The sequence below is a fragment of the Streptomyces sp. NPDC059248 genome (assembly GCF_042753905.1).
Taxonomy (GTDB): Bacteria; Actinomycetota; Actinomycetes; order Streptomycetales; family Streptomycetaceae; genus Streptomyces.
The window spans coordinates 26,511-46,811 of record NZ_JBHYZV010000046.1 but is presented as its reverse complement, the minus strand read 5'-3'; the positions used below and the strand labels follow the sequence as shown (position 1 = coordinate 46,811).

The window sequence follows — 20,301 nt, the reverse complement described above, 5'->3', positions numbered from 1 at the left end:
CGAGGGCGGGGGCTGCCGGGTATCCAGGGGCGCGAGGAACTGCGCGACCGGCCACGGACGGCCCGCGTCCGAAACACATCCCCGCCCGGTGGGCCGGGGCATTGCCGGGCGGGGCAGCCGGGTATCCAGGGGCGCGAGGAACTGCGCGACCAGCCACGGACGGCCCGCAGCCGAAACTCCTTGTGGCGGCACCACCCCGGCCGGAGGGACAGCTGGAGCGCCCGGCGCCGGGGCTCAGGACCCCCAAAGCGCCCCGCAAGGGGAGCGTCACATCGCGTTCAGCGCCACCGTCGGGTGCAGCCGGGAGGCCCGTACCGCCGGGTACAGGCCCGCCAGGGCGCCGACGAGCAGGGTGGCACCGACGCCGCCCGCCAGGGACCACGGGGGGATCACCGCGGTCCAGCCCTGGAACCGGGCGAAACCCAGGGTCGCCGCCGAGCCGATGGCAGCTCCCGCGGCTCCGCCGACGGCCGACAGCAGCAGGGACTCGGTGAGGAACTGGATCCGGATCGCGTTCCTGGTGGCGCCGAGCGCCCGGCGCAGACCGATCTCCCGGCGCCGCTCCAGGACCGAGACGATCATGGTGTTGGCCACGCCGACCGCGCCGACCAGGAGCGCCACCGCGCCCAGACCGAGCATCAAGGCGGTCAGCCCCTCGTCCGTCGCGGCCTTCGCCGCCAGCGCGTCCGACGGCCGGGAGACCTTGACACCGTGCTCGGCGCCGGGGCTGACGGTACGGGCCAGCACGGCGCGGACGTCCTCGACCGTGGCATCCGGCGAGCGTTCGAAGATCATCGTGGGATGGCCGTCGAAGCCGAAGTAGGTCCGTGCCGCGGGGAAGCCGACCAGCGCCACCCGGTCGAGGGTGGGGACCAGTTCCACCGGTGCGAGGATCCCGACCACGACGACGTACTCGTCCCCCATCCTGATCTTCTCGCCCGGCGCGGTGACCCCGAGACGCCGCGCCGCGACCGAACCCAGGACGGTCACCGGCAGCCGCTCGTTGGCGCTGTTCAGCCAGGTGCCCCGGGCCATCTCGGCGTTGAGCGCCGCCAGCAGATCGGTCCTGGCGGCCTGCGCGGTGACCCCGGGCGCCCGCTCCTCGGGCACCAGGTCGCTGCGGCGGATCCGGGCGTCGACGTGCCCGGTCGCCGTGGCCTGCTGTACGGGCCCGATGCGCTCCACCATCGCCACCGCCGACTTCGGCAGCTTCACCGGTGTGCCGTCCCGTTCCTCGCCCGCCTCGACGGTGAGGAGGTTGGTCCCCAGCCGGTCGAGCCGTGCCATCAGATCCGATGTACTGGAGTGGGAGACACCGATCACGGCGACCATCGTGGCGATCCCGATCGCGATCCCGAGGGCGGAGAGCGCGGCCCGGGCCCGCCGGGCCCGCAGCCCGACGGCGCCGAGCGCGAGGACGTCCCGGAGTGCCGGGCGCGCCGGCTTCGGGCCGGGCCGCCGTACGCGGCGCGGAGTGCGCGGGCTCATCGGGGAACCGCCTCCCCGGTGCGGGAGTCGGCGACGATCGTCCCGTCCCGGAAGCGGACCCGGCGCGGCAGCGACGCCGCGATCTCGTTGTCGTGGGTGATCACGCAGATCGTGGTGCCCGCCGCGTTCAACTCGTGCAGCAGGTCCATCACCACCGCGCCGGACGCCGAGTCCAGCGCGCCCGTCGGCTCGTCGGCGAGCAGCAGATCCGGTTCGCCGACCACGGCGCGGGCGATGGCCACCCGCTGCTTCTCGCCGCCGGACAGCTCGGCGGGCCGGTGCCGCAGGCGGTGGCCGAGCCCGACCCGTTCCAGGGCGGCGCGGGCCAGGGCGCGGCGTCCGCCACGGGGGACTCCCGCGTACAGCAGCCCGTCCGCGACGTTGTCGACGGCGTCCCGGCCCGCCGCCAGGTGGAAGTGCTGGAAGACGAAGCCGATGTGGCGGGCCCGCAACGCGGACAGCCGGGCGTCGGACAGCCGCCCCACGTCGTACCCGGCCACCCGGACCGTGCCCGTGGTGGGCGCGTCGAGGGTGCCGACGACATGGAGCATCGTCGACTTGCCGGAACCCGAGGGGCCGACGATCGCCAGCAGTTCACCGGCGTCGACGCTCAGGCTCACCCCGCGCAGGGCGTGAACCCCGCCCGGGTACGTCCTGCCGACGTCCCGCAGTTCGACCACGGGCCCGGTGGTGGTGGAGGCGGTGGAGGTGGTGGAGACGGAGTACGTCATTCGACGGCCACCCCGACCTCGATCCCCTCGGTGATCCCGGGCCCGCCGACCTCGATCCGGCCGTCCGCCGTCATCCCCGTCTCGACCCGCACCATCCGGGACGTGGCGCCCTCCACGATCTGGAGGCCGTATCCGCCGTCCGTGCCGCGCAGGGCGACGATCGCCTCCACCGGGACCGTGAGGACGTCCTGACGGCTCTTGCTGATGAACCGTACGTTCGCCGTGGCTTCGGTGTCCTCGCCGGACACCGCCGACGTACCGCCGTCCAGGGCGATCTCGACGGTGATGCCGTCGCCCGATCCGCCTCCGCCTCCGCCTCCCCCTCCGCTTCCGCCCCCGGAAGCGTCCGCCGGGCGCACCGTGCCGGTGACCCGGCCCTGTACCGACTTCCCACTGGGCAGGGTGACCTCGACCTTCGTACCATCGGCCGCGTACCGTGCCTCGTTCTGCCCCAGGTCGGCGCGGACCACGGGCCGGGTGGAGGCGACGGTGAGCACGGGAGTGTCGGGCCCCACCCGATCGGCGAGCGCCGCGTCCGCGCGGACGACGGTGACCCGCTCGGGCTGGAACACGACATGCCCGTGCCCGACCCGGCCGGTCGGGACGCGGTTGAGGGACGTCTGCCACCGTTCGACGGCGGCCTCGGTCGCCTCGTCGTAGCGGGGGTCCACGAGGATGCCGCGTCCGAGGCCGAGTGCCACCAGATTGCGTTCCAGCTGGAGGACGTCGCTGCCGCGATCGCCCACCTTCATCTCGCGGAACGCGGGCACCGGCCCGTACAGCAGGGTCACGGGCTTGTCGTCCAGCTCGTACAGGGCCTGCCCGCGGGTGACCGTGGCGCCTTCCCTCGGCGCGACGGTCACCGTCCCGGGCACGGCCGACTTCACCGCCCGGCGCCGCGCGAAGTCGATCTTCCCGTCGACGGTGTGGGACTGGACGAGATCGGCCCTGGTGACGGCGGCGGTGGCGGGCACTCGGTCGCGGCCGTCACCGCGCCCGTCCGTCCCGCCGGCGCCGTACACCAGGGCACCCGCGCCCACCGCGGCGGCGACGGCGGTCCCGCCGATGAGGAGTCCGGTACGGCGTCGCATCTACTGCATCCCGTCCAGACCTTCGAGCAGCTTGCTCGCGCACGCCTCACGGGACCGCTCGTACCCGGGGGACTTCGGGTCGATGACCGGGTTCCCGGGGTTGGGGTCGCCGCCGGGGATCACCCCGCCGCCGGACAGCGTGGGGTTGGTGAAGGCGGAGACCCCGTTGTCGCGCATGCACTTGGCGTGCGCCAGCATCGACTCGTAGTCCTTCTGTTTGTCCCGCTTCGGCGCCAGCTCCATCGCGGCCTCCATCTCGGGGAAGCACACAGCGTTCCGGCCGCCCTTGTACTCCTCGCCCCGGCCCTTCGGGTCCACGACGTCGTCGATCTTCGGCCAGTCGAGATAGCCGCTGAGCTTCGGATCGGGGAAGTCCTTCACCCCGCCTTTGGTGCGCATGCACCGGACGTAGGTGAGCTGTGCGTCGTAGAAGGCGCTCCGGCCCGAGGCGGCGGGCTTCGGCGAACCCCCGCCGGCGCGGGCCGACCCGGCGGGGGCCGGCTGGTCGGCGACGGAGGCGATCTCCTCGCCTTCGTGCGCCCGGACGCCCTCCCCGCCGCGGCACGCGGCGGAGAGGACCAGCAGGGGAGCGGCGACGACCGCGGCGAGCCGGAGCCGGGCGGCTCCGCGGGAGACGGTGTGGTTGGTCATGAGGCTCACCGTCGAGCCCCGACATGGCGGCGTTTCCATGGCCGCGTGATGAACGCGTAACAATGCCCGGGACCGGGCCCCCACCCCGCTCCCACCGGCCCTGAACAGGGGAAACGTCGCGCATAATCGGGCCCATGGCCCATGTGCTGCTCATCGAGGACGACATGTCCGTACGCGACGGAATGGAGCTGGTGCTGCGCAGACACGGCTACGACGTCGCCACGGCCGCCACCGGCGAGGAGGCCCTCGCCCTGCTGGCGGGACCGGCGGGCGCGGCCGTCGAGATCGCCGTCCTCGATCTGATGCTGCCCGGCATCGACGGTTTCGAGGTCTGCCGCCGGCTCCGCGCCTCCGGCTCGACCGTCCCCGTGATCATGCTGACCGCGCGCGGCGACGACTCCGACATCGTCGGTGGGCTTGAGGTGGGCGCCGACGACTACGTGGTCAAGCCGGTGACCGCACCCGTCCTGGAGGCCAGGATCCGGGCGGCGCTGCGCCGGGCCGAACCGGTCAAGGCGGCCCGGGGGGAGAACCACGCGGGCCTGGTGATCGACCGGGCCGGGCTCACCGTCACCAAGAACGGGACGCCGATCGCGCTGCCCCCCACCGAGCTGCGGCTCCTGCTCGAACTCTCCGCGTCCCCGGGGCGCGTCTTCAGCCGCGAACAGCTGCTGGAATCGGTCTGGGACCACGGCTTCCTCGGGGACTCGCGCCTGGTCGACGCGGCCGTCGGCAGACTGCGCGCCAAGATCGAGGACACCCCCGCACGGCCCCGCTTCATCCAGACCGTGCGGGGCTTCGGCTACCGCTTCGGCCCGCTGTGAGGACGCGGCGAGCGGGCGGTACGGGGGCCGGCGGGGAGGACGACGCGCCGGGCGGGCTCACGGGACCGGCCGGGACTCCGCCCGCCCCGCGCCGCCCCCGGCTGCGCCGGCTCCGCTGGTTCGGCGGGCTGCGGACCCGGCTCGTCGTCGCCTTCGTCCTGGTCGCCCTGGTCAGCGGGCTGACCGCGACCGCGTTCGCGTACCGGGAGTCCCGTAACGCCGTCCTGGACCGCAAACAGAACGCGGTCCTGACGGATTTCCGGAACCGGATGGAGCAGGCCGCGGCCGACTTCGACATCCCGGCCGACGGGGTCGCCCTGTCCCGCCTCGCGGACCGGATCGCGGACGGACTCGGCGACGGCGCCCTCGTCGTGACCCGGTACCGGTCGCTGACGGGGGCGTCCGACCCGTCCGCCGACCGGACGCGGATCACCCCCGCCCTGCGCGAAGCCGTCCGCACCCGCGACCGGATCAGCTTCCAGCGCGTCGACTGGCGCGGCAGCCCGTATCTCGTCGTCGGCACCCCCGTCACCACCGACACGGCCCGCCCCTCCGGCCTCGACGTCTTCGCCGTCGTATCCCTGCGGGCGGAGCTGGAGCACACCACGGGGGTGCTCGCCGCGGTCCGCGACGCCATGGTGCCGGTGGTGCTGCTCGCCGTCGTCCTCGCGCTGCTGGCCGCCGGCACCGTACTGCGTCCGGTACGCGAACTCGGCCGGGCCACCCGCAGACACGCCGCGGGTGACCTCTCGTCCCGGGTCCGGGTCCGGGGCCGGGACGAACTCGCCGACCTCGCGCGCGACTTCAACGAGACGGCGAACGCGCTGGAGGCGTCCGTCGCCGAACTGCGCGAACAGGACGCCCGGGCCAAGCGCTTCGTCGCCGACGTCTCGCACGAACTGCGCACCCCGCTCGCCGCGATGACGATGGTCGCCACCGTCCTCGACGAGGACGCGGGATCGCTCCCCCCGGACTCGGCCCGCGCCGCGCGCACGGTCACCGAGGAGACCGCCCGGCTCGCCCGGCTCGTGGAGGACCTGATGGAGATGTCGCGCTTCGACTCGGGCGCGGCCCGGCTCAATGTGTCCGACACCGATCTCGCGGAAGCCGTCCGCGCCACCCTGTCGCTGCGCGGCTGGACCGACCGGGTACGCCTCGAACCGGGTCCGGCCGTCACCCTGCCGGTGGACCGGCGGCGGCTCGACGTGATCGTCGCCAATCTCGTCGGCAACGCCCTGCGGCACGGGGCCGAACCCGTCACCGTGGCCCTGGCCGCCGACGCCGGCGGGGCGACCGTCGAGGTCGCCGACCGCGGCCCGGGGCTGCCGCCCGATGTGCTTCCCCATGTCTTCGACCGCTTCTACAAGGCGGACAGCGCCCGGACCCGCTCCGAGGGCAGCGGACTCGGCACCGCGATCGCCCTGGAGAACGCCCGGCTGCACGGCGGGACCGTCGTCGCCGCCGACCGGCCGGACGGCGGCGCCCTGTTCACCCTGCGGCTGCCCCGCCGCCCCGCCCCCGAGGAGACACGATGACCGCCGTACGCCCGGCGACCCGGCTCGCCCTGACGGCACTGGCCGCCGTGCTCGTCGCCGGATGCGGGGTCCGCCCCACGGGGGTCCTCGACGGCGGGCAGGCCCCCGGCGGGCTGACCAAGGGGATGCGGATGTACTTCGTCTCCCCGACCGGACGCCTGGAGGCCGTACCACGCCCGGATCTGACGGCCGACGACCTCGCGTATCCCGCCGTCGTCATCAAGGAACTGACCATGGGCCCGTCGAAGGTGGAGCGCGCGGCCGGACTGGTGTCACTGGTGCGCGACGATCCCTACTTCCGGTTCGAAGCCGTCTACGAGGGCGACACGGTCGCCGTCACGGTCCCCGATGACGAGCTGTCGCCCACGGAGCCGAGGGACCGGAACCTGATGGGACAACTCGTGTGCACCTTCGCCAGGGCACGGGCCGTGACCGACGGGCGCGAAACGAAGCGGACGGACGACATCCGGGTCACCCTCCGAGCCCGAGCCGGCCAGGTCGGTCCCTACGTCTGCTCGGACTTCCTCGACTGAACGAGGCCGACGAGCACTCCGGCGGCGCCGATGGCCATCATGACCACGCCCACTTTGGTGAGGGTGACGACCGGGACCTCGACCCCGTCGGTGAACAACATCAAGGCGAGACCGGCGAGGGCGGTCACGGTTCCATCGGTCAGATTCCTGCGGGCAGGCCTCATCGCTGGCCCTTTCCTTACGGCACTCGCGTGCGGTTCGTCGGGGGAGGCTTCGATCGTAGGAGCGGTACGGAGAGCGGACCGTCGGCCGCCCGAACGATTTCGCGCTGCATCGTTCGACGGACGACGACGGGGCTTCCTACTCCGTGTGGGCGGGTGCCCTCGCCCTTGCTCTCGCTCTCGCTCTCGTCCTCGCCACCGCCACCGCCATCGGCCGGGACCCAGCGCCGGGTCCCGTCGTCGTACAGGTAGGCGGGTCCGTCCCGGACACCGCTCGTGCGGAACGGCAGTCCGGCGTCGTCGATCCGTACGGTCCCTGAGCGGTCCCCGCTGCTCCACCCCAGCTCCAGATACCAGTCGCAGTCGCAGTTCACCGTGCGGCCGACAACGAGAAGGACCTCCGGGTCCCGTGCCGAGACCCGGTACGGGAACGACACGGCGGGGATCTCCGCCCCGGAGTCGTACCCGGGCATCGGACGGGCCGACGGGCGGGTGGCGTCGAGGTCGACGGCGAAACTCCGGGGGGCCAGCGCCCCTCCGCAGGGCGGACCCGTCCAGTAGACGTTCCGACGCTGTGGGGGACGCCGGTCGGCGATCCGGACCCGGAGCGCCCGGAGTGCCACCGTCCGCTCACCGCGGCCCTGGACGGTCACCCTGATGAGGGTGTCGCCCTTGTGCACCGCGCCGAGGGCGCGGGCCCAGGCTTCGGAGTCGGCCATGGCGGGCGGCGGGGGGACCGCCGCCGGCGGGCGGTCGACGATATAGGCGTGGTTGCAGTCGGCCGCCCAGACGTGGTGGTCGACGCTCCAGATGAACGGCGCGGCGCCACCGGGGGGTTCCGAGGCCGCGGGAGACTTCCGGGGCGCGGTGGCTGAGCCGGTGCGGCGCGGACCCGCGGCGGCGGAGGGGCGGGCCGGCGGTCCCGCGGCCGTATCCCGTGGCGAAGCCGATGAGGAGGGTGAAGCGGACGGGCCCGGTGCGGATCCGGAGGGGACGGCGGGGACGGCGGGGGTGCCCGTGCCCCGCGGAGCGGTGGCGCGTTCCCGGCCCACCGGTCCTTCCCGGAAGGACGGGGAGTACTCGAACGCCGACAGAAGAAACAGGATGAGGACGGTCGCGGCGGCGACCAGGCCGGTGGCACGGGCGGTCCGGCGCCTTCGCCGTGGACCTCCCGGCGACACGGTGGACCCGGCCGCCGCCGGCCGGGGCCCTTCGGCCGACCGCTCCGCCGGCACGACGGCTACCGCGGACGAACCTCCCACGGCGGCGGCCGTCCCGGTGCCCTCCGGGACTTCGGACGCCTCAGGGGCTTCGGGGCCCGCCGGGCACCCGCCGCCGCCCTGCCCCGGTAACGCCTCCGACGATCCCGCCGCGCTCCGTTGCCGCGCTCCGGCCGCCGCCGACGCCTGACGTCTGCGGCGCTCCCCGTCCGCCAGCACCCAGAGTCGGTGCAGCGATACGAGATCCTCGCCCTGGCAGCCGCACAGCCGCGCCAGCCGTTCGACTGCGACGAAGTCCAGCGGCACGGTCCGACCGGAGCAGTAGCGGTACAGGGTCGAGGCGTTGACCCCCACCCGGCGGGCCAAGGCACCGTAACTGCGCCCCGACGCCTCCCGCAGTTCGCGCAGCCGACGCGCGAACACCTCCGTATCCGACTCCAGAGCGCTCAACCGTCCCCGCCCCCAACGTGTCGGGGCGGCATTCCACCCCCGTCGAGTGATCCCACGTCACCGGGGGTGGAATGGTTCCACCGTTGCACCCGATCCCGCAGCGCTTGCCCGCCGTCCGCCGGGCTGCCGAAGCTGTGGACCGTCAAGCCGGCCGCTCGGCCGAATCCCTCAGACGCCGTTCGGTGAAGGAACACGTCGTCGAAGACGGCGACGCCCGTTTCCGACGGTTGTCGAAGCGACCATCGAGGAGTCCCTGTGGCCCGCTCGTCCTCGTCGTATCTGCGCTCCACCGCCGTGGCCGTCGCCGCCTCGGCCTTCCTCGTCGGAGGTGTCACCTCCGTCCAGGCGGCCCCGGCGGGAGCCGAAGCCGCCCAACAGCGGTCCGTCCCGGCCGAGGTAAGGACGTTCACCGGCACCGCGCTGGGCACTTCGCAGGGCCAGGCGGTGGACAGCGCGATCCGGCGGGCCTACGAGGCCGCGCAGTCGGCGGGCTGGCAGGCGAACCACTGCCATGTCCGCGCGACCCAGGTCAGGTCGGTCGGTGGCGGCGTGTACTCGGCGACCGCCGAACTGTTCTGCCAGCGCTGAAGCACACCGACGTCCACCAGCACTTCCACCGCACTTCCAGCAACTCTTCCAGCAACTCTTCCACCAGGAATGGGGATACCGAAATGACTCGTACGCTCATCCGGGGCGGCGCCGCCCTGGCCATCGCGGGCCTCGTCACGCTCGTACCCGCCGTCGCGCACGCCGACGCCGACGCCAAGGAGGCGCAGGTCTTCACGGCCACCTCGTACGAGCAGAGCTCCGGCAAGGCGAAGCGGGAGGCCGAGAACACGGCTCGTCGGCACGCGCTGATCTCCGGATACACCCATGAACAGTGCGTGCTGCTCTACGCCTACTCCGACCGGGCCGGGTACGGCTGGTGGGACGGCTACGCCGCGATCAACTGCACCCGCTGACCCACCGGGGCCGGCCATGGGTCCCGTCCGATCCTCTCGACCGGACGGGACCCGCGGCCCGCACCGGGGCCGGTCAGGCGGGGCCGATGGTGACCACTTGGGCCCGGGCCCGGGCCGGGGGCGGGTGTCCCCGTAGGGCGCGGCAACAGCCCCACCACGGTCCGGCACGGCGGACGCCGCCCGGGCCGGGACGTCCGGCCGTCCGCCGGCACCACCACGGCGTTCGGCGCCGGGCGGCGCGGTCCGCCGGCACCGGGCCCGGCGGATCGGCCGGTACCGGCCCGCCGCCCATTCAGCCGGGCCCGTCCAACTCCGCGATACGACGCTCCAGCGCCGCCCGTTCACGGTCGTTCCCGCACCACTCCACCGCCCGGGCGAACTCGGCGCGCGCCTCGGTGGTCCGGCCCAGCCGGGCCAGCAGTTCGCCCCGTACGGCGGGCAGCAGCCGGGAGCCCGTCAGCGCGCCCCGGGCCGCCAGCGCGTCCACGAGCGGCAGCGCCACCGCCGGACCCCGTGCCATCGACACGGCGACGGCACGGTTCAGCTCCACCACCGGTGACGGCGCGAGCCGTGCGAGGGCGTCGTACAGCGTGACGATCCGCCGCCAGTCGGTCTCCGCCACGGACGGGGCGACGGCATGGCACTCGGCGATCGCCGCCTGGACGCCGTAGGCGCCCAGACCGCGGCCCGCGCGCCCGGCGCGCGCCAGGGCGGCCCGGCCGCGGCGGATCGCCGCCCGGTCCCAGCGCCGCCGGTCCTGCCGCTCCAGCAGGATCGCGTCCCCGTCGGGGCCCACCCGGGCGGGGAATCGCGCCGCCGTCAGCTCCAGCAGCGCCAGCAGACCGTGGGCTTCCGGCTCTTCGGGCACCAGTCGGCTCAGCACCCGCGCCAGCCGCTGCGCCTCACCCGCCAGATCGAAGCGGATCAGCCGGTCGCCGGTGGCGGCGGACGACCCCTGGGTGAAGATCAGATAGATCACGCCAAGTACCGGGCCGACGCGTTCCGCGCGCTCCGCCGCGGACGGCACGGCGAACGGCACCCCGGCCGCCCGCAGGGCCTTCTTCGCCCGGGTGATCCGTGCCTGCACGGTCGCCGTCGGCACCAGGAACGCCCGCGCGATCTCGTCGCTCGTCAGACCGCCGACCACCCGCAGGGTCAGGGCGACCCCGGCCTCCCGCGACAGCACCGGATGGCAGGCGGTGAACATCAGCGCCAGGACGTCGTCGTCGACCCGGTCCGGATCCCACAGCACATCGCCGCCGTCCGGATCGGCGGCCGGGCCGCCCGTGACGGCGCCGCCCTCGGCCAGGTCGTGGGCGAGGACGGCGTACCGCTCGTCGAGCGCGGCCCGGCGGCGGAACGCGTCGATCGCCCGGCGCCGTCCCACCGTCAGCAGCCATCCCGCGGGACGCCGGGGCACACCGTCCCGGGGCCAGGTCACCAGCGCCTCCGCCAGCGCTTCCTGGGCCAGGTCCTCGGCCAGCGCGAAATCGCCGGTCCAGCGCGCGAGCGCGCCGACGATCCGCGCCGACTCGATCCGCCAGACGGCGGCGACGGCGTCCCGGCCCGCCGGGCCGGGACCACCGCTGCCGCTCAGAGCTGGCCCGTGGCCTCCCGCCACGTCCGCTCCTTCTGCACCCATTGGTTGTCCTGCGGGAACTCGTCGATGGTGGTCACCCGTCGGATCTCGGTCGTGAGACCGGCGCCGGTGATCGGTGAGCGCCTGGCCCACTCGACGGCCTCTTCCCTCGACGCCACATTGAGGACGTAGTACCCGACGAACAGCTCCTTGGTCTCCCCGTAGGGGCCGTCCGTCACCAGGGGCGGCTCCGACGCGTAGTCGACGATCACCCCGCCGTCCGGGTCGAGCCCCTCGGCCGCGACCAGCACCCCGGCGCGGATCATCTCGTCGTTGTGCCGGCCGACGATCGTCAGCATCTCGTCGAAATCGGTGCCCGCCATCTTCGCGAACGCCTCTTGGGTGGCCCGCATGATCAGCATGTACTTCATGATCCGGCTCCTCGGACGATCCGGGTCCGCGGCTCGGACCCTCTCACCCCTAGGTCGTACGGGGGGTGCCGCGGATCGACACGAGCGGCGATCCGTCGTCCGGGAGACTGTAACCGGGGGCACCGGACGCGGACCGTACCGTACGGACACCTGCGCGTGTCGGGCCGTACGACCTCCCAAGGCGCGGGTTCAGCGGCGGCCGGGGGCGTGGAAGACGACCTCCGGATGGGCGGCGGCCGGGCCGTTCAGCACCGGGCGGTACGCGCCCTTGAGGTGCCGGTCGAAGAAGGCCGCGACATAGACACGATTGAGGTGGGCCGCCCGGTCGCCGCTCAGCCCCGGGCCGCCCGGTGAACCGCCGAGCTGCTCGGCCAGGACCGGCGCGTCGCTGAAGCTGTCATGGGCGCTCCCGGTCACCGTCAGCCAGCGTTTCCAGCCGGAGAGCTGCCGCCATCCCGCGTCCCAGCTGGCGTCCCCGCTGCCGGGCGCCCCGTCCTCGGCCCCCAGCAGCAGGAACGGGCGGCCCTTCAGACCGTCCGCGGGGATCGGTACGAAGAAGCTGCCGTCCATGTTGACGCCCGCGTCCACCCGCGGGTCGGTCGCCATGGTGTGCGCGGCCGAAGCGCCGCCGATCGAATGGCCCGCCATCCCGATCCGCCGCGAGTCGATCATCCCGGCGTGCTTCCATACGGGCCGCGGGCCCGTCAGCCGGTCGATGAGGTGCGACACGTCCTTCGCCCGCGCGGCGGTGACGTCGGCGTACGAGATCTCCCCGGTCCCGACCTTCTGACAGGCCACGCACGGCAGCAGCCCCCGGCCCGGGAACGTCGTCGCCACCGACTCGTAGGCGTGGTCAACGGACGCCACCACATAGCCCCGGGACGCCAGGTCCTCGGCGAGATGGGTCAGACTCACCCGCGGCCCCCCGAACCCCGGCGAGAGCACGACCAGCGGGAACCGTCCCTTCGCCGGCCTGGCATCCTGCCGCGCCCAGGACCGGGTCGCGGAGAGCGGCCCTTCACTGCCCGGCGGCAGCAGCTCCATGGCGGTGATCAGCGCGCGGGCCTCCTCGACCGTCATATACGGCCGGGGCGCGCCGCCCGTGCCGCCGACGGCGGGGTAGTGCAGCGTCACCTGTGTCCGCCGCGCGCCCGACTCCGGCACCCACGGGTCGGTACGGCCGTTCTCGGCCAGCGGCAGGGTGCTCGCACCGACGGCGTACGGGCCGGTCGGCCGGGGCAGTTCGGCCTGCCGGGCCACCGCGTCACGGGAGACCGGGGCGGGCGCGGCGGCGGGCGCCGCGACGGCGGTCTGTACCAGGGGAAGGGTCATGGCCAGGGCGAGCAGCGCGGCCACCGGGCCGCGTCGGATGGAGGTCATGTCCAGGACGGTAGGCCCCGGGACGGTTCTTGATCATCAGCTCCGGGGCCCGACTCGCTCCACCCCGGGTCCCATCCGCGCCGTCCCCGGCTGCGACCTGGGGCGGACTCCCGCTCCACCTCTCGTCGCATCCCCGGGCCAGCGCCACCGGTACGGGCAACCGCCGCGCCCGCCCGCCCCGTTACCCGTGAAACGGCCACCGCAACCGGCCGTACCAGGCCCTAAACCCCCGGAAGCAGTGATGACGCCGATCCCCGAACACCCCCGCACCCGCCGTGCCGCGCTCCTCGTCGGAGCCTCCGCTCTCCTCGGCGCCTGCTCGGCGGGCGACGCCGACGACGACCGGGCGGCGGCGCCCACGACCCGCGCGGGCGGCCCGCCCCGCCCGTCGCCGTCGGCGACGGAACGGCGCCCCGCCGAGATACCCGGGCTCGGCCCGGCGACCCGGAGGACCGTCGGTGCCGGGACCCGTCAGGTACTCGTCGTCACCGGCGACGCCGAGAACTCCAACCACGCCCGGGCCGTCCTCTACCGCCGTGACCCGGCCCGCGGCTGGCGCCCCGAGTCCCCCGTCTGGCCCGCCCGCAACGGACACCGGGGCTGGACCGGCCACCACGTCCAGGGTGATCTGCGGACCCCGATCGGCACCTTCACCCTCACGGACGCGGGCGGACGGCTCCCCGACCCCGGGACCGAACTGCCCTACCACCGGGACCCGATCTACCGCGTCGGGGGCCTGAACTTCGAGGACGAACCGAAGGCCGGGGCCTTCGACCACGTCGTCGCCATCGACTACAACCGCGTCCCCGGCCGCACGCCGTCCGACTGGACCCGCCCCCTTGGCGCATCGCGCGGTGGCGGCATCTGGGTCCATATCGGCCACGGCGGCGGTACGGAGGGCTGCGTCGCCCTCTCCCGCCCGGCGATGAAAACCCTCCTGCGTGCCCTCCGCCCGGCCGACGCCCCCCTGATCGTCATGGGCCCGGCCGGCTACCTGGCCCGCTGAACCGGCCAATCCGCACGGCCTCCGGTCCTTGACGAGCCCGTGGAGTCCGTGGAGTCCGGTGTCGATCCCACCGGTGACTTCACCCCCACCACCCCGTAGATGACGCTCGTGCTCCGCACCCGGCGGATCCCCACGTCGCCGCTCCACCGCCCCGCCACCCAGGCCGTCAGCTGCCCCGCCTTCGGGACCAGGCCGAAGGGGGTCACCGGGACGCCGTTCTCCGCGCAGGCCGTGACGACCCGGGACGGGGAGATGAACAGGCGGTGGTCGTGGGTGCCTTTGGGGGCCGCGAACATCAGGGGGACGTTCTCGCCGAACGTGATGACGGACAGCCGTGCCAACAGGGTGTCGGCGATGGTGTCCATGATGAGAGTGCCGCCCGGGCGCAGGACGCGGCAGCACTCGGCGATCACGTCCTCCGGGTTGGGCACGTGTTCCAGGCAGCAGCCCGCGGTGACGACGTCGGCGGAGGCGTCGGGGAGGGGGAGCGGGGCGGAGATGTCCGCGATCAGGACCTCGTCGACACCGTGGCGCGTCGCCACCTCCGCGCTCTTCGTGGACATGTCGATGCCGATATGGCGGTATCCCCTGTCCGCGACGAAGGGGTGGAGCAGCCCGCCGCCGCAGCCGACGTCGACGAGGACCGCGTCGTCGCGGCGGGCGGGCGGGACGTGGGAGGCGCGGGCGCGGGCCAGCCAGCGGAGAGTCGAGAAGGGGCCGCGGCGGCGCCACCACAGGGACGACCAGGCGTCGTACTCGGCGACGTCGGTGACGGTCACGGCAGGTCCTTCCGCTCGGTGTGCCGGGCGTGCAGCGCCAGCGCCCACAGGGCGAAGGCGTTGGTGAGCGCCTGGTCGAGGGAGTACACGTTGTTGGGGATGACGACGAACCACTCACGGGTGTCCGACCAGCCGCCGTCGTCGTCCTGGTGTTTCAGCAGATACGCCACCGCGGCCTCGACCCGCTGAGCGTCCACCAGCCCGGAGGCGTACGCGGCGACGACACCGAAGGCCGTCTGGACCACCGTGCTCTCGCCCGTGCCGTGCTCCGTCGTGCCCAGGGTGGACGGGATGTCCTCGCCCCAGCCGCCGTCGTCGTTCTGGTGCTGGTAGATCCACTCCATGCCGGCGGCCACGGCCGGGTGCCCGCTGCCGTAACCTGCCGCCGCGAGGGCGACGAGGACCTGCGACGTGCCGTACAGCCGGCCACCCCAGCGGGCGGGCCAGGAACCCTCGGGCTCCTGCCGGCCGAGGAGCCAGCGGACGGCCCGGCGGGTCGCCGGGTGCCAGCCGAGGCCCTCCAGGTGCAGTGTCTCCACAATATGCGCGGTGACGCACGGGGAGGGCTGTTCGATGAAGCTGATACCGGCCAGGACGCCCTTGCCGAGGAGCGACCAGTGGTCCACGCCGTATCCGGTCCAGCCGCCGGACGGGGACTGCCCGGCGAGGATCCACCGCAGCCCCTCGGCGATCGCGGCGGCGACCTCGGGGGAGCGCGGCACGTCGAGACGGTGGAGTGCCGCGATGACCATCGCGGTGTCGTCGACGTCGGGGTTGATGGTGGGGATGCCCTCGTAGTCCCAGACCATGGCCGGCGGGTGGGGCGCGTTGTGGGTGCTGTCGCTGCGGTGGGTCATCAGCCAGTGGACGGCCCGGTCGACCACGGGATCCGATCCGGCGCGCCCGCCCCCGGCGGCCAGCGCGCGCAGGGTGAGCGCCGTGTTCATGACCGTGGAGGGGAAGACCAGGACGCGCCGGGTGTCCCCGTGCTCGATGGCATAACTCGCGCACGCGTCCAGCGCCTTACGGACGACGGGGTGCCCGGAGCCGTATCCCAGGGACCAGAGAGTGAGGACGACGACCATGGTCTCGGTCCACGTGCCGCCCCAGCTTCCGTCGGACTCCTGCCGACTCAGTAACCACCGCTCCGACCGCCGGAGCGCCGCCTGCCGCAGGGGCGGCGGCGAGAGACGCCGCAGGGCGCGGGCCGTGCCCAGTGCCGCGCCCGCGGCGGCCCGGTTGACCGCGGTACGCGGGGAGAAGGCCGCGGGGTTGTCGCGCCGCAGCGGCTCGACGTCGATCGGCAGCCGGCGTACGGGGCGGATGCCGGCGAGGATGCCGACCGCGACGACGATCTCCCGGGCCAGTGGCTCGAAGTCGTTCACATTGCCGGGGAACCAGGACGGCAGCAGGATCAGCTCCGGCGGCACCGCCGGGACCTCGTCCCAGCTCGTGACGCCCGCGAACGCCAGCCAGAACCGGGTGGGAATGAACTCGGCGGCCTCGATCCCGCCGTTCGCCCGGACGAACCGCGCGGCCCGGTCTAGCCGCTCCCGGTCGTCGTCGTACCCGGCGAGCTGGAGCGCGACATGGGTCAGGACGGTGACCGACGGTTTCGAAGGGCCGCCGGTCCACAGGGGGAAGCCGCCGTCGTCGTTCTGCTGGGAGACGATCCAGTTGCGTTGGGCCGCGACGTGCGTCGGGTCGACCGCGTCGAGCAGGTGCCGCAGCAGGATGTCCGCGGACTCCCAGGACGTACCGCCGGTGGCGAACTCACCCGGCCACCCGCCCTCGCCGTCCTGCGTGCCCCGGACGGCGCTCCGGGCCGCCGCCAGCGCCGCCCAGTCGTCCGCGCGGGCCGCTTCGGTGCTCATGGTGCCGTCCCTTCGCCGTCCGGGCCGGGGCCCTGCGGCAGCAGATGGTCGATCTCGGGCATGAGATGCCGGGCGACCTCCACGAGCGGGGCCACCGCGTCCACGGACGAGCCCAGCTCCCGCACCCCGGCCAGGGCGTCCGCGATCCGCGCCCGCGCCGCTTCGACGGCGTACCGCCGGGATCCGAGCCGGTCGAGTTCCCGGACGACGGCCTCGTGGTCCCGGGGGGTGAACGGACGGCGGGTCAGCAGCCGGGGCAGCTCGGTGCCGCCCTGCCGCAACGCGTGGATCACGGGCAGGGTGAAGACGCCGTTCTCGACGTCCTTGCCGGGCGGCTTGCCGGTGATGCCGGGCGGCGCCCAGATGTCCAGGACGTCGTCCCAGATCTGGAACGCCACCCCCAGGCTGTGGCCGAACCGGGCCATGATGTCCCGGTCGGCTTCGGACGCCCCGGCGGCCGAGGCGCCGAGCCGCGCGCAGGCCGCCATCAGTGCCGCCGTCTTGCCGGAGACAACGGTGAAGTACGCCCCCTCGGTGCGGTCGAGCCGGTGGACGGCGTCGAGTTCGAGCAGCTGCCCCAGACACAGCTCCTTGAGGGTCTCCCCGGCGATCCGGGTCGCGTCGCCGCCGATCCCGGCGAGCACCGACATGGCGCAGGCGATCAGATGGTCGCCCGCCAGCAGCGCCGCGTCGTCGCCGAACTCGGCGTTGACCGTCGGGTGGCCGCGGCGGGTCGCGGCCCGGTCGCACAGGTCGTCGTGGCAGAGCGTGGCCAGATGCAGCAGCTCGACGGCGGTCGCCGCGGCGATCAGCCGGTCCCCCTGGGACGGGGTGCGCGGACCGTCGCACACATAGGCGGAGACCAGGGTGAGAACGGGTCGGAAGAGCCGCCCCTGGCGTCGTACGTAGTGGGTGAAGGGCGCGTCGGCGGTCGGGAGACCGGCCGCGGCGGCGGCCACGACGGACCGCCGTACGCGCAGGAGGTCGGGTTCGAGCCGGCCGAGTACCGAGCGCGCCGCGGTCGTCGTGCCTGCGGCCACCGGGGCCGGCGGCGGTGCGTGGTCCATCCTGCCCCCCTGGGGTCCTGGTCCCGGCGGCGCGGGCCGCCGGGACTGCTGGTCGTCCGTCCTGCGGCACCGGTACGGATGTACGGCGCCGTTCCGGCGGGCGCGCCGTACCGCGGCCCGCCGTCCCGTCACCAGGTGACCGGGAGTTCCACGGGGCCGCGGAAGAGCAGATTGGGCTGCCACGCGATCGAGCGGGGGCCGACCGCGAGCCGTAGCCCCGGCAGCCGTTCCAGCAGCCGCCCGAGCGCGACCTGCAACTCCATCCGCGCCAGCGACGCTCCCACGCAGTGGTGCGCGCCGTGACCGAAGCCGAGATGCCCGGCGGCGTCACGGGTGATGTCGAGCCGGTCGGGGTCCGGGAAGACCCGGGGATCCCGGTTCGCCGCCGCGGTCGAGGTGAGGACCGGACATCCCTCGGCCACGACGGACACGGCGTCCCCGGCCTCCGCGTACCGGTCGGTCCCGGCCTCGTCCTCGTTGCCGAGCACGACCTCGGACCTGGCGTACCGGGGATACATCGCGGAGACGGCCAGCGGGGTGTAGCGCAGCAGCTCCTCGACCGCGCCCGGCAGCAATTCGGGCCTGCGGCGCAGCAGCTCCAGCTGGTCGGGGTGGGTGAGCAGCAGATAGACGAAGTTGCCGATCTGGTTCGCCGTCGTCTCGTAGCCGCCGACCAGCAGCAGCATGCTGAGGAAGACGAGTTCGTCATCGCCGAGCCGGTCGTTCTCCTCGGCGCCCTCGTCGGTATCCCGTACCAGCTTCCCGATGAGGTCGTCGGTCGGCACCGCGCGCCGCTCGGCGATCAGTCCGGAGAGATACGCCATCATCCGGCCGATGTTCTCCATCCGGGACTCGTCGGCCTGCCCCGACGCCAGTTCGTTCATCGCCACGACCCAGGTGTGGAACTCGTCCCGGTCGTCGTACGGCACGCCGAGGAGATCGCAGATCACCCCGATCGGCAGGGGAAAGGCGAAGCCCTTCACCAGATCGGCGGAGCCGCCGGACGCGATCATGTCGTCGATGAGGCGTTCGGCGAGCCGCCGTGTCGACGGACGCTGCCGTTCGGCGCGCCGCGGGGTGAACGCCGACGCGATCAGCCGCCGGATCCGGGTGTGGTCGGGCGGGTCCATCTCCATCAGACCGAGAGGAAGGACCTCGGGGGTGACCCGCGGCTGGTCGAGACCGGCGGGTATCGTCCGGCCGAACCGCGGGTCGCCGAGCACGGCCCTGACATCCGCGTATCGGGTCGCCAGGAGCGCCCGGTCCCCGTAGGGCATCCGTACCGGACACAGCCGCCCTTCCGCCCGGACCCGCTGGTAACGGGAATGGAGAAGAAGCCCGTCGTACGTGCCGAACGGATAAGGCTCTTCGGCCGTCTGCTGCTCGTTCTGCATTTCAGGAGACACGGCGACCCCGTCATCGGAGAACACGAACGGCCGGTCACGCTACCAGTCGTCCGTCAGAGCGATAAGGACAGTGATGTCCCCAGCGGACAACGCTGTCTCTGGACGTTCTGTCCGGCCTTCGCCTAGCGTCCTCGAATTGTGCCCCAGGACCCGCCGACGCCGTCGAAGTGGGGAGTTCCACATGTCCGAATCCCGGGCCCGAGGACCGTCGAAGCCGACCGTGGCGAACAGTGCGAACAGTCCGAACAGGACGGGGCAGGCGTCGGCCGGGTCGATTCGCGCCTGGATATCCGCACTCGCGCTGCCGATGACCGCCGTCGTTCTGCTGCAGGCGGCCTTCGCCCTCTCCGTCGCCCGCCATCTGGGGACGCTGTCGCCGCCGCGCGCCCTGCTGACCCTGGCCCTGTTCATCCCGGAGAGCATCAGCCGCCGGCTGATCAACGACTACGACGACTACCGCAGCGGGGTCGACCGACCCGGGAACGCCCGTCCCGGGAGCGCCCTCGACCTGGGACTTCCCATGGAGCGAGTACGGCTGGTGGGGCTCAGCTGCTTCGCCGTCTCCACGGCCGGGTTCAGCTATCTCCTCTACACGACGAGCCCGCTGTCGGTCCTGGTGATCCCGCTGGCCTTCGCGACCCTCCTCTACTCCGGCGGACCGTCGCCGATCGGCCACCGAGCGCTCGGTGAGGTGATGGACTTCCTGCTCACCGGCTGCTTCGTGGTGGGCGTCGTGATCTGGGTGAATGTGGAACAGCTCACCGCGCCGGTCTGGCTCAGTGCCGCGGCCGCCGGATTCCTGTTCGTGGTGATCATGTTTCACAACAATCTCCGGGACACCGGCGGGGATCTGGCGGCCGGTAAACGGACCATCGCCCAGCGGATGTCGCCCCGTACCGCCAAAACGGCCTATGTGCTTTTCCTGGCCGCACCATATCTCTGTATGGCCCTGGTCGCCCGGGAATTGGACGCGCTCGCCCCGGCGGCGCCGCTGATCACCCTTCCGTACGCGATCTGGATCATGGTCGCCGTGGCGCGTTCACGACTGGGGGCGACCATGCCGTCCTGGCTGCACATGCCGCGGCTGCTCGCCTCGTTCTTCGCCCTTTTCGCATTGGCAGAATGGATTTGAC

20 protein-coding genes are annotated in these 20,301 nt (G+C 73.3%); 7 read left to right on the top strand and 13 right to left on the bottom strand.

What is annotated here, in order from left to right:
* Positions 1 to 267 precede the first annotated feature (267 nt).
* Genes ACFXG1_RS20620 through ACFXG1_RS20605 form a run of 4 tightly spaced genes read right to left on the bottom strand, consistent with a single transcriptional unit; the run spans position 268 to position 3,961 of the window.
* On the bottom strand, positions 268 to 1,488 hold the full coding sequence (locus tag ACFXG1_RS20620; protein ID WP_384743980.1) for an ABC transporter permease: 1,221 nt from the start codon (positions 1,486 to 1,488) through the stop codon (positions 268 to 270).
* Positions 1,485 to 2,219, bottom strand: coding sequence for an ABC transporter ATP-binding protein (locus tag ACFXG1_RS20615; RefSeq protein WP_384743978.1), 735 nt, complete (start codon positions 2,217 to 2,219; stop codon positions 1,485 to 1,487). The genes ACFXG1_RS20620 and ACFXG1_RS20615 overlap by 4 nt, the downstream gene beginning before the upstream one ends.
* Positions 2,216 to 3,310, bottom strand: a complete 1,095-nt coding sequence (locus ACFXG1_RS20610) for a peptidoglycan-binding protein (RefSeq protein ID WP_384743976.1) — start codon at positions 3,308 to 3,310, stop codon at positions 2,216 to 2,218. Before ACFXG1_RS20610 ends, ACFXG1_RS20615 begins: the two co-directional genes overlap by 4 nt.
* On the bottom strand, positions 3,311 to 3,961 hold the full coding sequence (locus ACFXG1_RS20605) for a hypothetical protein (protein ID WP_384743974.1): 651 nt from the start codon (positions 3,959 to 3,961) through the stop codon (positions 3,311 to 3,313).
* Positions 3,962 to 4,095: 134 nt separating this feature from the next.
* Between ACFXG1_RS20605 and ACFXG1_RS20600 the strand changes: the two genes are divergently transcribed.
* From ACFXG1_RS20600 to ACFXG1_RS20590, 3 genes are all read left to right on the top strand, one after another.
* Positions 4,096 to 4,785 (top strand): response regulator, encoded by a 690-nt coding sequence (locus ACFXG1_RS20600; protein WP_384719047.1) that lies wholly within the window; start codon positions 4,096 to 4,098, stop codon positions 4,783 to 4,785.
* A gap of 101 nt (positions 4,786 to 4,886) precedes the next feature.
* Positions 4,887 to 6,320, top strand: coding sequence for an ATP-binding protein (locus ACFXG1_RS20595; RefSeq protein WP_384743994.1), 1,434 nt, complete (start codon positions 4,887 to 4,889; stop codon positions 6,318 to 6,320).
* On the top strand, positions 6,317 to 6,853 hold the full coding sequence (locus tag ACFXG1_RS20590; RefSeq protein ID WP_384719051.1) for a hypothetical protein: 537 nt from the start codon (positions 6,317 to 6,319) through the stop codon (positions 6,851 to 6,853). Before ACFXG1_RS20595 ends, ACFXG1_RS20590 begins: the two co-directional genes overlap by 4 nt.
* Here the strand turns inward: ACFXG1_RS20590 and ACFXG1_RS20585 are convergent.
* Together ACFXG1_RS20585 and ACFXG1_RS20580 are read right to left on the bottom strand one after the other, a co-directional pair.
* Positions 6,826 to 7,017, bottom strand: a complete 192-nt coding sequence (locus ACFXG1_RS20585; RefSeq protein ID WP_384719053.1) for a DUF5708 family protein — start codon at positions 7,015 to 7,017, stop codon at positions 6,826 to 6,828. The genes ACFXG1_RS20590 and ACFXG1_RS20585 overlap by 28 nt on opposite strands.
* Before the next feature lie 14 nt (positions 7,018 to 7,031).
* Entirely contained in the window at positions 7,032 to 8,684 is a 1,653-nt protein-coding gene (locus ACFXG1_RS20580) for a helix-turn-helix domain-containing protein (RefSeq protein WP_384743971.1), read from the bottom strand.
* Between the two features lie 255 nt (positions 8,685 to 8,939).
* Between ACFXG1_RS20580 and ACFXG1_RS20575 the strand changes: the two genes are divergently transcribed.
* The gene (locus ACFXG1_RS20575) at positions 8,940 to 9,272 is read left to right on the top strand and encodes a hypothetical protein (RefSeq protein ID WP_384723972.1); all 333 of its coding nucleotides are present in this window, start codon (positions 8,940 to 8,942) and stop codon (positions 9,270 to 9,272) included.
* A gap of 83 nt (positions 9,273 to 9,355) precedes the next feature.
* Positions 9,356 to 9,646, top strand: coding sequence for a hypothetical protein (locus ACFXG1_RS20570; RefSeq protein WP_384723974.1), 291 nt, complete (start codon positions 9,356 to 9,358; stop codon positions 9,644 to 9,646).
* Positions 9,647 to 9,938: 292 nt separating this feature from the next.
* Here the strand turns inward: ACFXG1_RS20570 and ACFXG1_RS20565 are convergent, their stop codons facing one another.
* From ACFXG1_RS20565 to ACFXG1_RS20555, 3 genes are all read right to left on the bottom strand, one after another.
* A complete protein-coding gene (locus tag ACFXG1_RS20565) occupies positions 9,939 to 11,267 on the bottom strand; it encodes an RNA polymerase sigma factor (protein WP_384743968.1) in 1,329 nt (442 codons plus the stop codon).
* Entirely contained in the window at positions 11,240 to 11,656 is a 417-nt protein-coding gene (locus ACFXG1_RS20560; RefSeq protein ID WP_384724496.1) for a YciI family protein, read from the bottom strand. The genes ACFXG1_RS20565 and ACFXG1_RS20560 overlap by 28 nt, the downstream gene beginning before the upstream one ends.
* Before the next feature lie 189 nt (positions 11,657 to 11,845).
* The gene (locus ACFXG1_RS20555; protein ID WP_384743966.1) at positions 11,846 to 13,036 is read right to left on the bottom strand and encodes an alpha/beta hydrolase family protein; all 1,191 of its coding nucleotides are present in this window, start codon (positions 13,034 to 13,036) and stop codon (positions 11,846 to 11,848) included.
* Positions 13,037 to 13,277: 241 nt separating this feature from the next.
* Between ACFXG1_RS20555 and ACFXG1_RS20550 the strand changes: the two genes are divergently transcribed.
* Positions 13,278 to 14,042 (top strand): L,D-transpeptidase family protein, encoded by a 765-nt coding sequence (locus tag ACFXG1_RS20550; protein WP_384743964.1) that lies wholly within the window; start codon positions 13,278 to 13,280, stop codon positions 14,040 to 14,042.
* Here ACFXG1_RS20550 and ACFXG1_RS20545 read toward each other — a convergent pair.
* The 4 genes from ACFXG1_RS20545 to ACFXG1_RS20530 all read right to left on the bottom strand — a co-directional run bounded on the left by ACFXG1_RS20545 (position 14,027) and on the right by ACFXG1_RS20530 (position 19,192).
* The gene (locus tag ACFXG1_RS20545; RefSeq protein WP_384714162.1) at positions 14,027 to 14,821 is read right to left on the bottom strand and encodes a methyltransferase domain-containing protein; all 795 of its coding nucleotides are present in this window, start codon (positions 14,819 to 14,821) and stop codon (positions 14,027 to 14,029) included. The two genes, ACFXG1_RS20550 and ACFXG1_RS20545, sit on opposite strands and share 16 nt — an antisense overlap.
* On the bottom strand, positions 14,818 to 16,695 hold the full coding sequence (locus ACFXG1_RS20540) for a prenyltransferase/squalene oxidase repeat-containing protein (protein ID WP_384714165.1): 1,878 nt from the start codon (positions 16,693 to 16,695) through the stop codon (positions 14,818 to 14,820). Before ACFXG1_RS20540 ends, ACFXG1_RS20545 begins: the two co-directional genes overlap by 4 nt.
* On the bottom strand, positions 16,692 to 17,762 hold the full coding sequence (locus ACFXG1_RS20535; protein ID WP_384714168.1) for a polyprenyl synthetase family protein: 1,071 nt from the start codon (positions 17,760 to 17,762) through the stop codon (positions 16,692 to 16,694). The genes ACFXG1_RS20540 and ACFXG1_RS20535 overlap by 4 nt, the downstream gene beginning before the upstream one ends.
* Positions 17,763 to 17,890: 128 nt before the next feature.
* Positions 17,891 to 19,192, bottom strand: coding sequence for a cytochrome P450 (locus ACFXG1_RS20530; protein ID WP_384743961.1), 1,302 nt, complete (start codon positions 19,190 to 19,192; stop codon positions 17,891 to 17,893).
* 157 nt (positions 19,193 to 19,349) lie between these two features.
* Between ACFXG1_RS20530 and ACFXG1_RS20525 the strand changes: the two genes are divergently transcribed.
* Positions 19,350 to 20,300, top strand: a complete 951-nt coding sequence (locus tag ACFXG1_RS20525; RefSeq protein WP_384714174.1) for a prenyltransferase — start codon at positions 19,350 to 19,352, stop codon at positions 20,298 to 20,300.
* Position 20,301: the final 1 nt, after the last annotated feature.

Excerpts from the sequence above, each read along its gene's own strand:
- ACFXG1_RS20605 (WP_384743974.1), bottom strand. The coding sequence starts at position 3,961 with ATGACCAACCACACCGTCTCCCGCGGAGCCGCCCGGCTCCGGCTCGCC.
- ACFXG1_RS20560 (WP_384724496.1), bottom strand. The coding sequence starts at position 11,656 with ATGAAGTACATGCTGATCATGCGGGCCACCCAAGAGGCGTTCGCGAAG.
- ACFXG1_RS20535 (WP_384714168.1), bottom strand. The coding sequence starts at position 17,762 with ATGGACCACGCACCGCCGCCGGCCCCGGTGGCCGCAGGCACGACGACC.
- ACFXG1_RS20540 (WP_384714165.1), bottom strand. The coding sequence starts at position 16,695 with ATGAGCACCGAAGCGGCCCGCGCGGACGACTGGGCGGCGCTGGCGGCG.
- ACFXG1_RS20585 (WP_384719053.1), bottom strand. The coding sequence starts at position 7,017 with ATGAGGCCTGCCCGCAGGAATCTGACCGATGGAACCGTGACCGCCCTC.
- ACFXG1_RS20610 (WP_384743976.1), bottom strand. The coding sequence starts at position 3,310 with ATGCGACGCCGTACCGGACTCCTCATCGGCGGGACCGCCGTCGCCGCC.
- ACFXG1_RS20550 (WP_384743964.1), top strand. The coding sequence starts at position 13,278 with ATGACGCCGATCCCCGAACACCCCCGCACCCGCCGTGCCGCGCTCCTC.
- ACFXG1_RS20555 (WP_384743966.1), bottom strand. The coding sequence starts at position 13,036 with ATGACCTCCATCCGACGCGGCCCGGTGGCCGCGCTGCTCGCCCTGGCC.
- ACFXG1_RS20590 (WP_384719051.1), top strand. The coding sequence starts at position 6,317 with ATGACCGCCGTACGCCCGGCGACCCGGCTCGCCCTGACGGCACTGGCC.
- ACFXG1_RS20525 (WP_384714174.1), top strand. The coding sequence starts at position 19,350 with ATGTCCGAATCCCGGGCCCGAGGACCGTCGAAGCCGACCGTGGCGAAC.
- ACFXG1_RS20615 (WP_384743978.1), bottom strand. The coding sequence starts at position 2,219 with ATGACGTACTCCGTCTCCACCACCTCCACCGCCTCCACCACCACCGGG.
- ACFXG1_RS20620 (WP_384743980.1), bottom strand. The coding sequence starts at position 1,488 with ATGAGCCCGCGCACTCCGCGCCGCGTACGGCGGCCCGGCCCGAAGCCG.
- ACFXG1_RS20600 (WP_384719047.1), top strand. The coding sequence starts at position 4,096 with ATGGCCCATGTGCTGCTCATCGAGGACGACATGTCCGTACGCGACGGA.
- ACFXG1_RS20570 (WP_384723974.1), top strand. The coding sequence starts at position 9,356 with ATGACTCGTACGCTCATCCGGGGCGGCGCCGCCCTGGCCATCGCGGGC.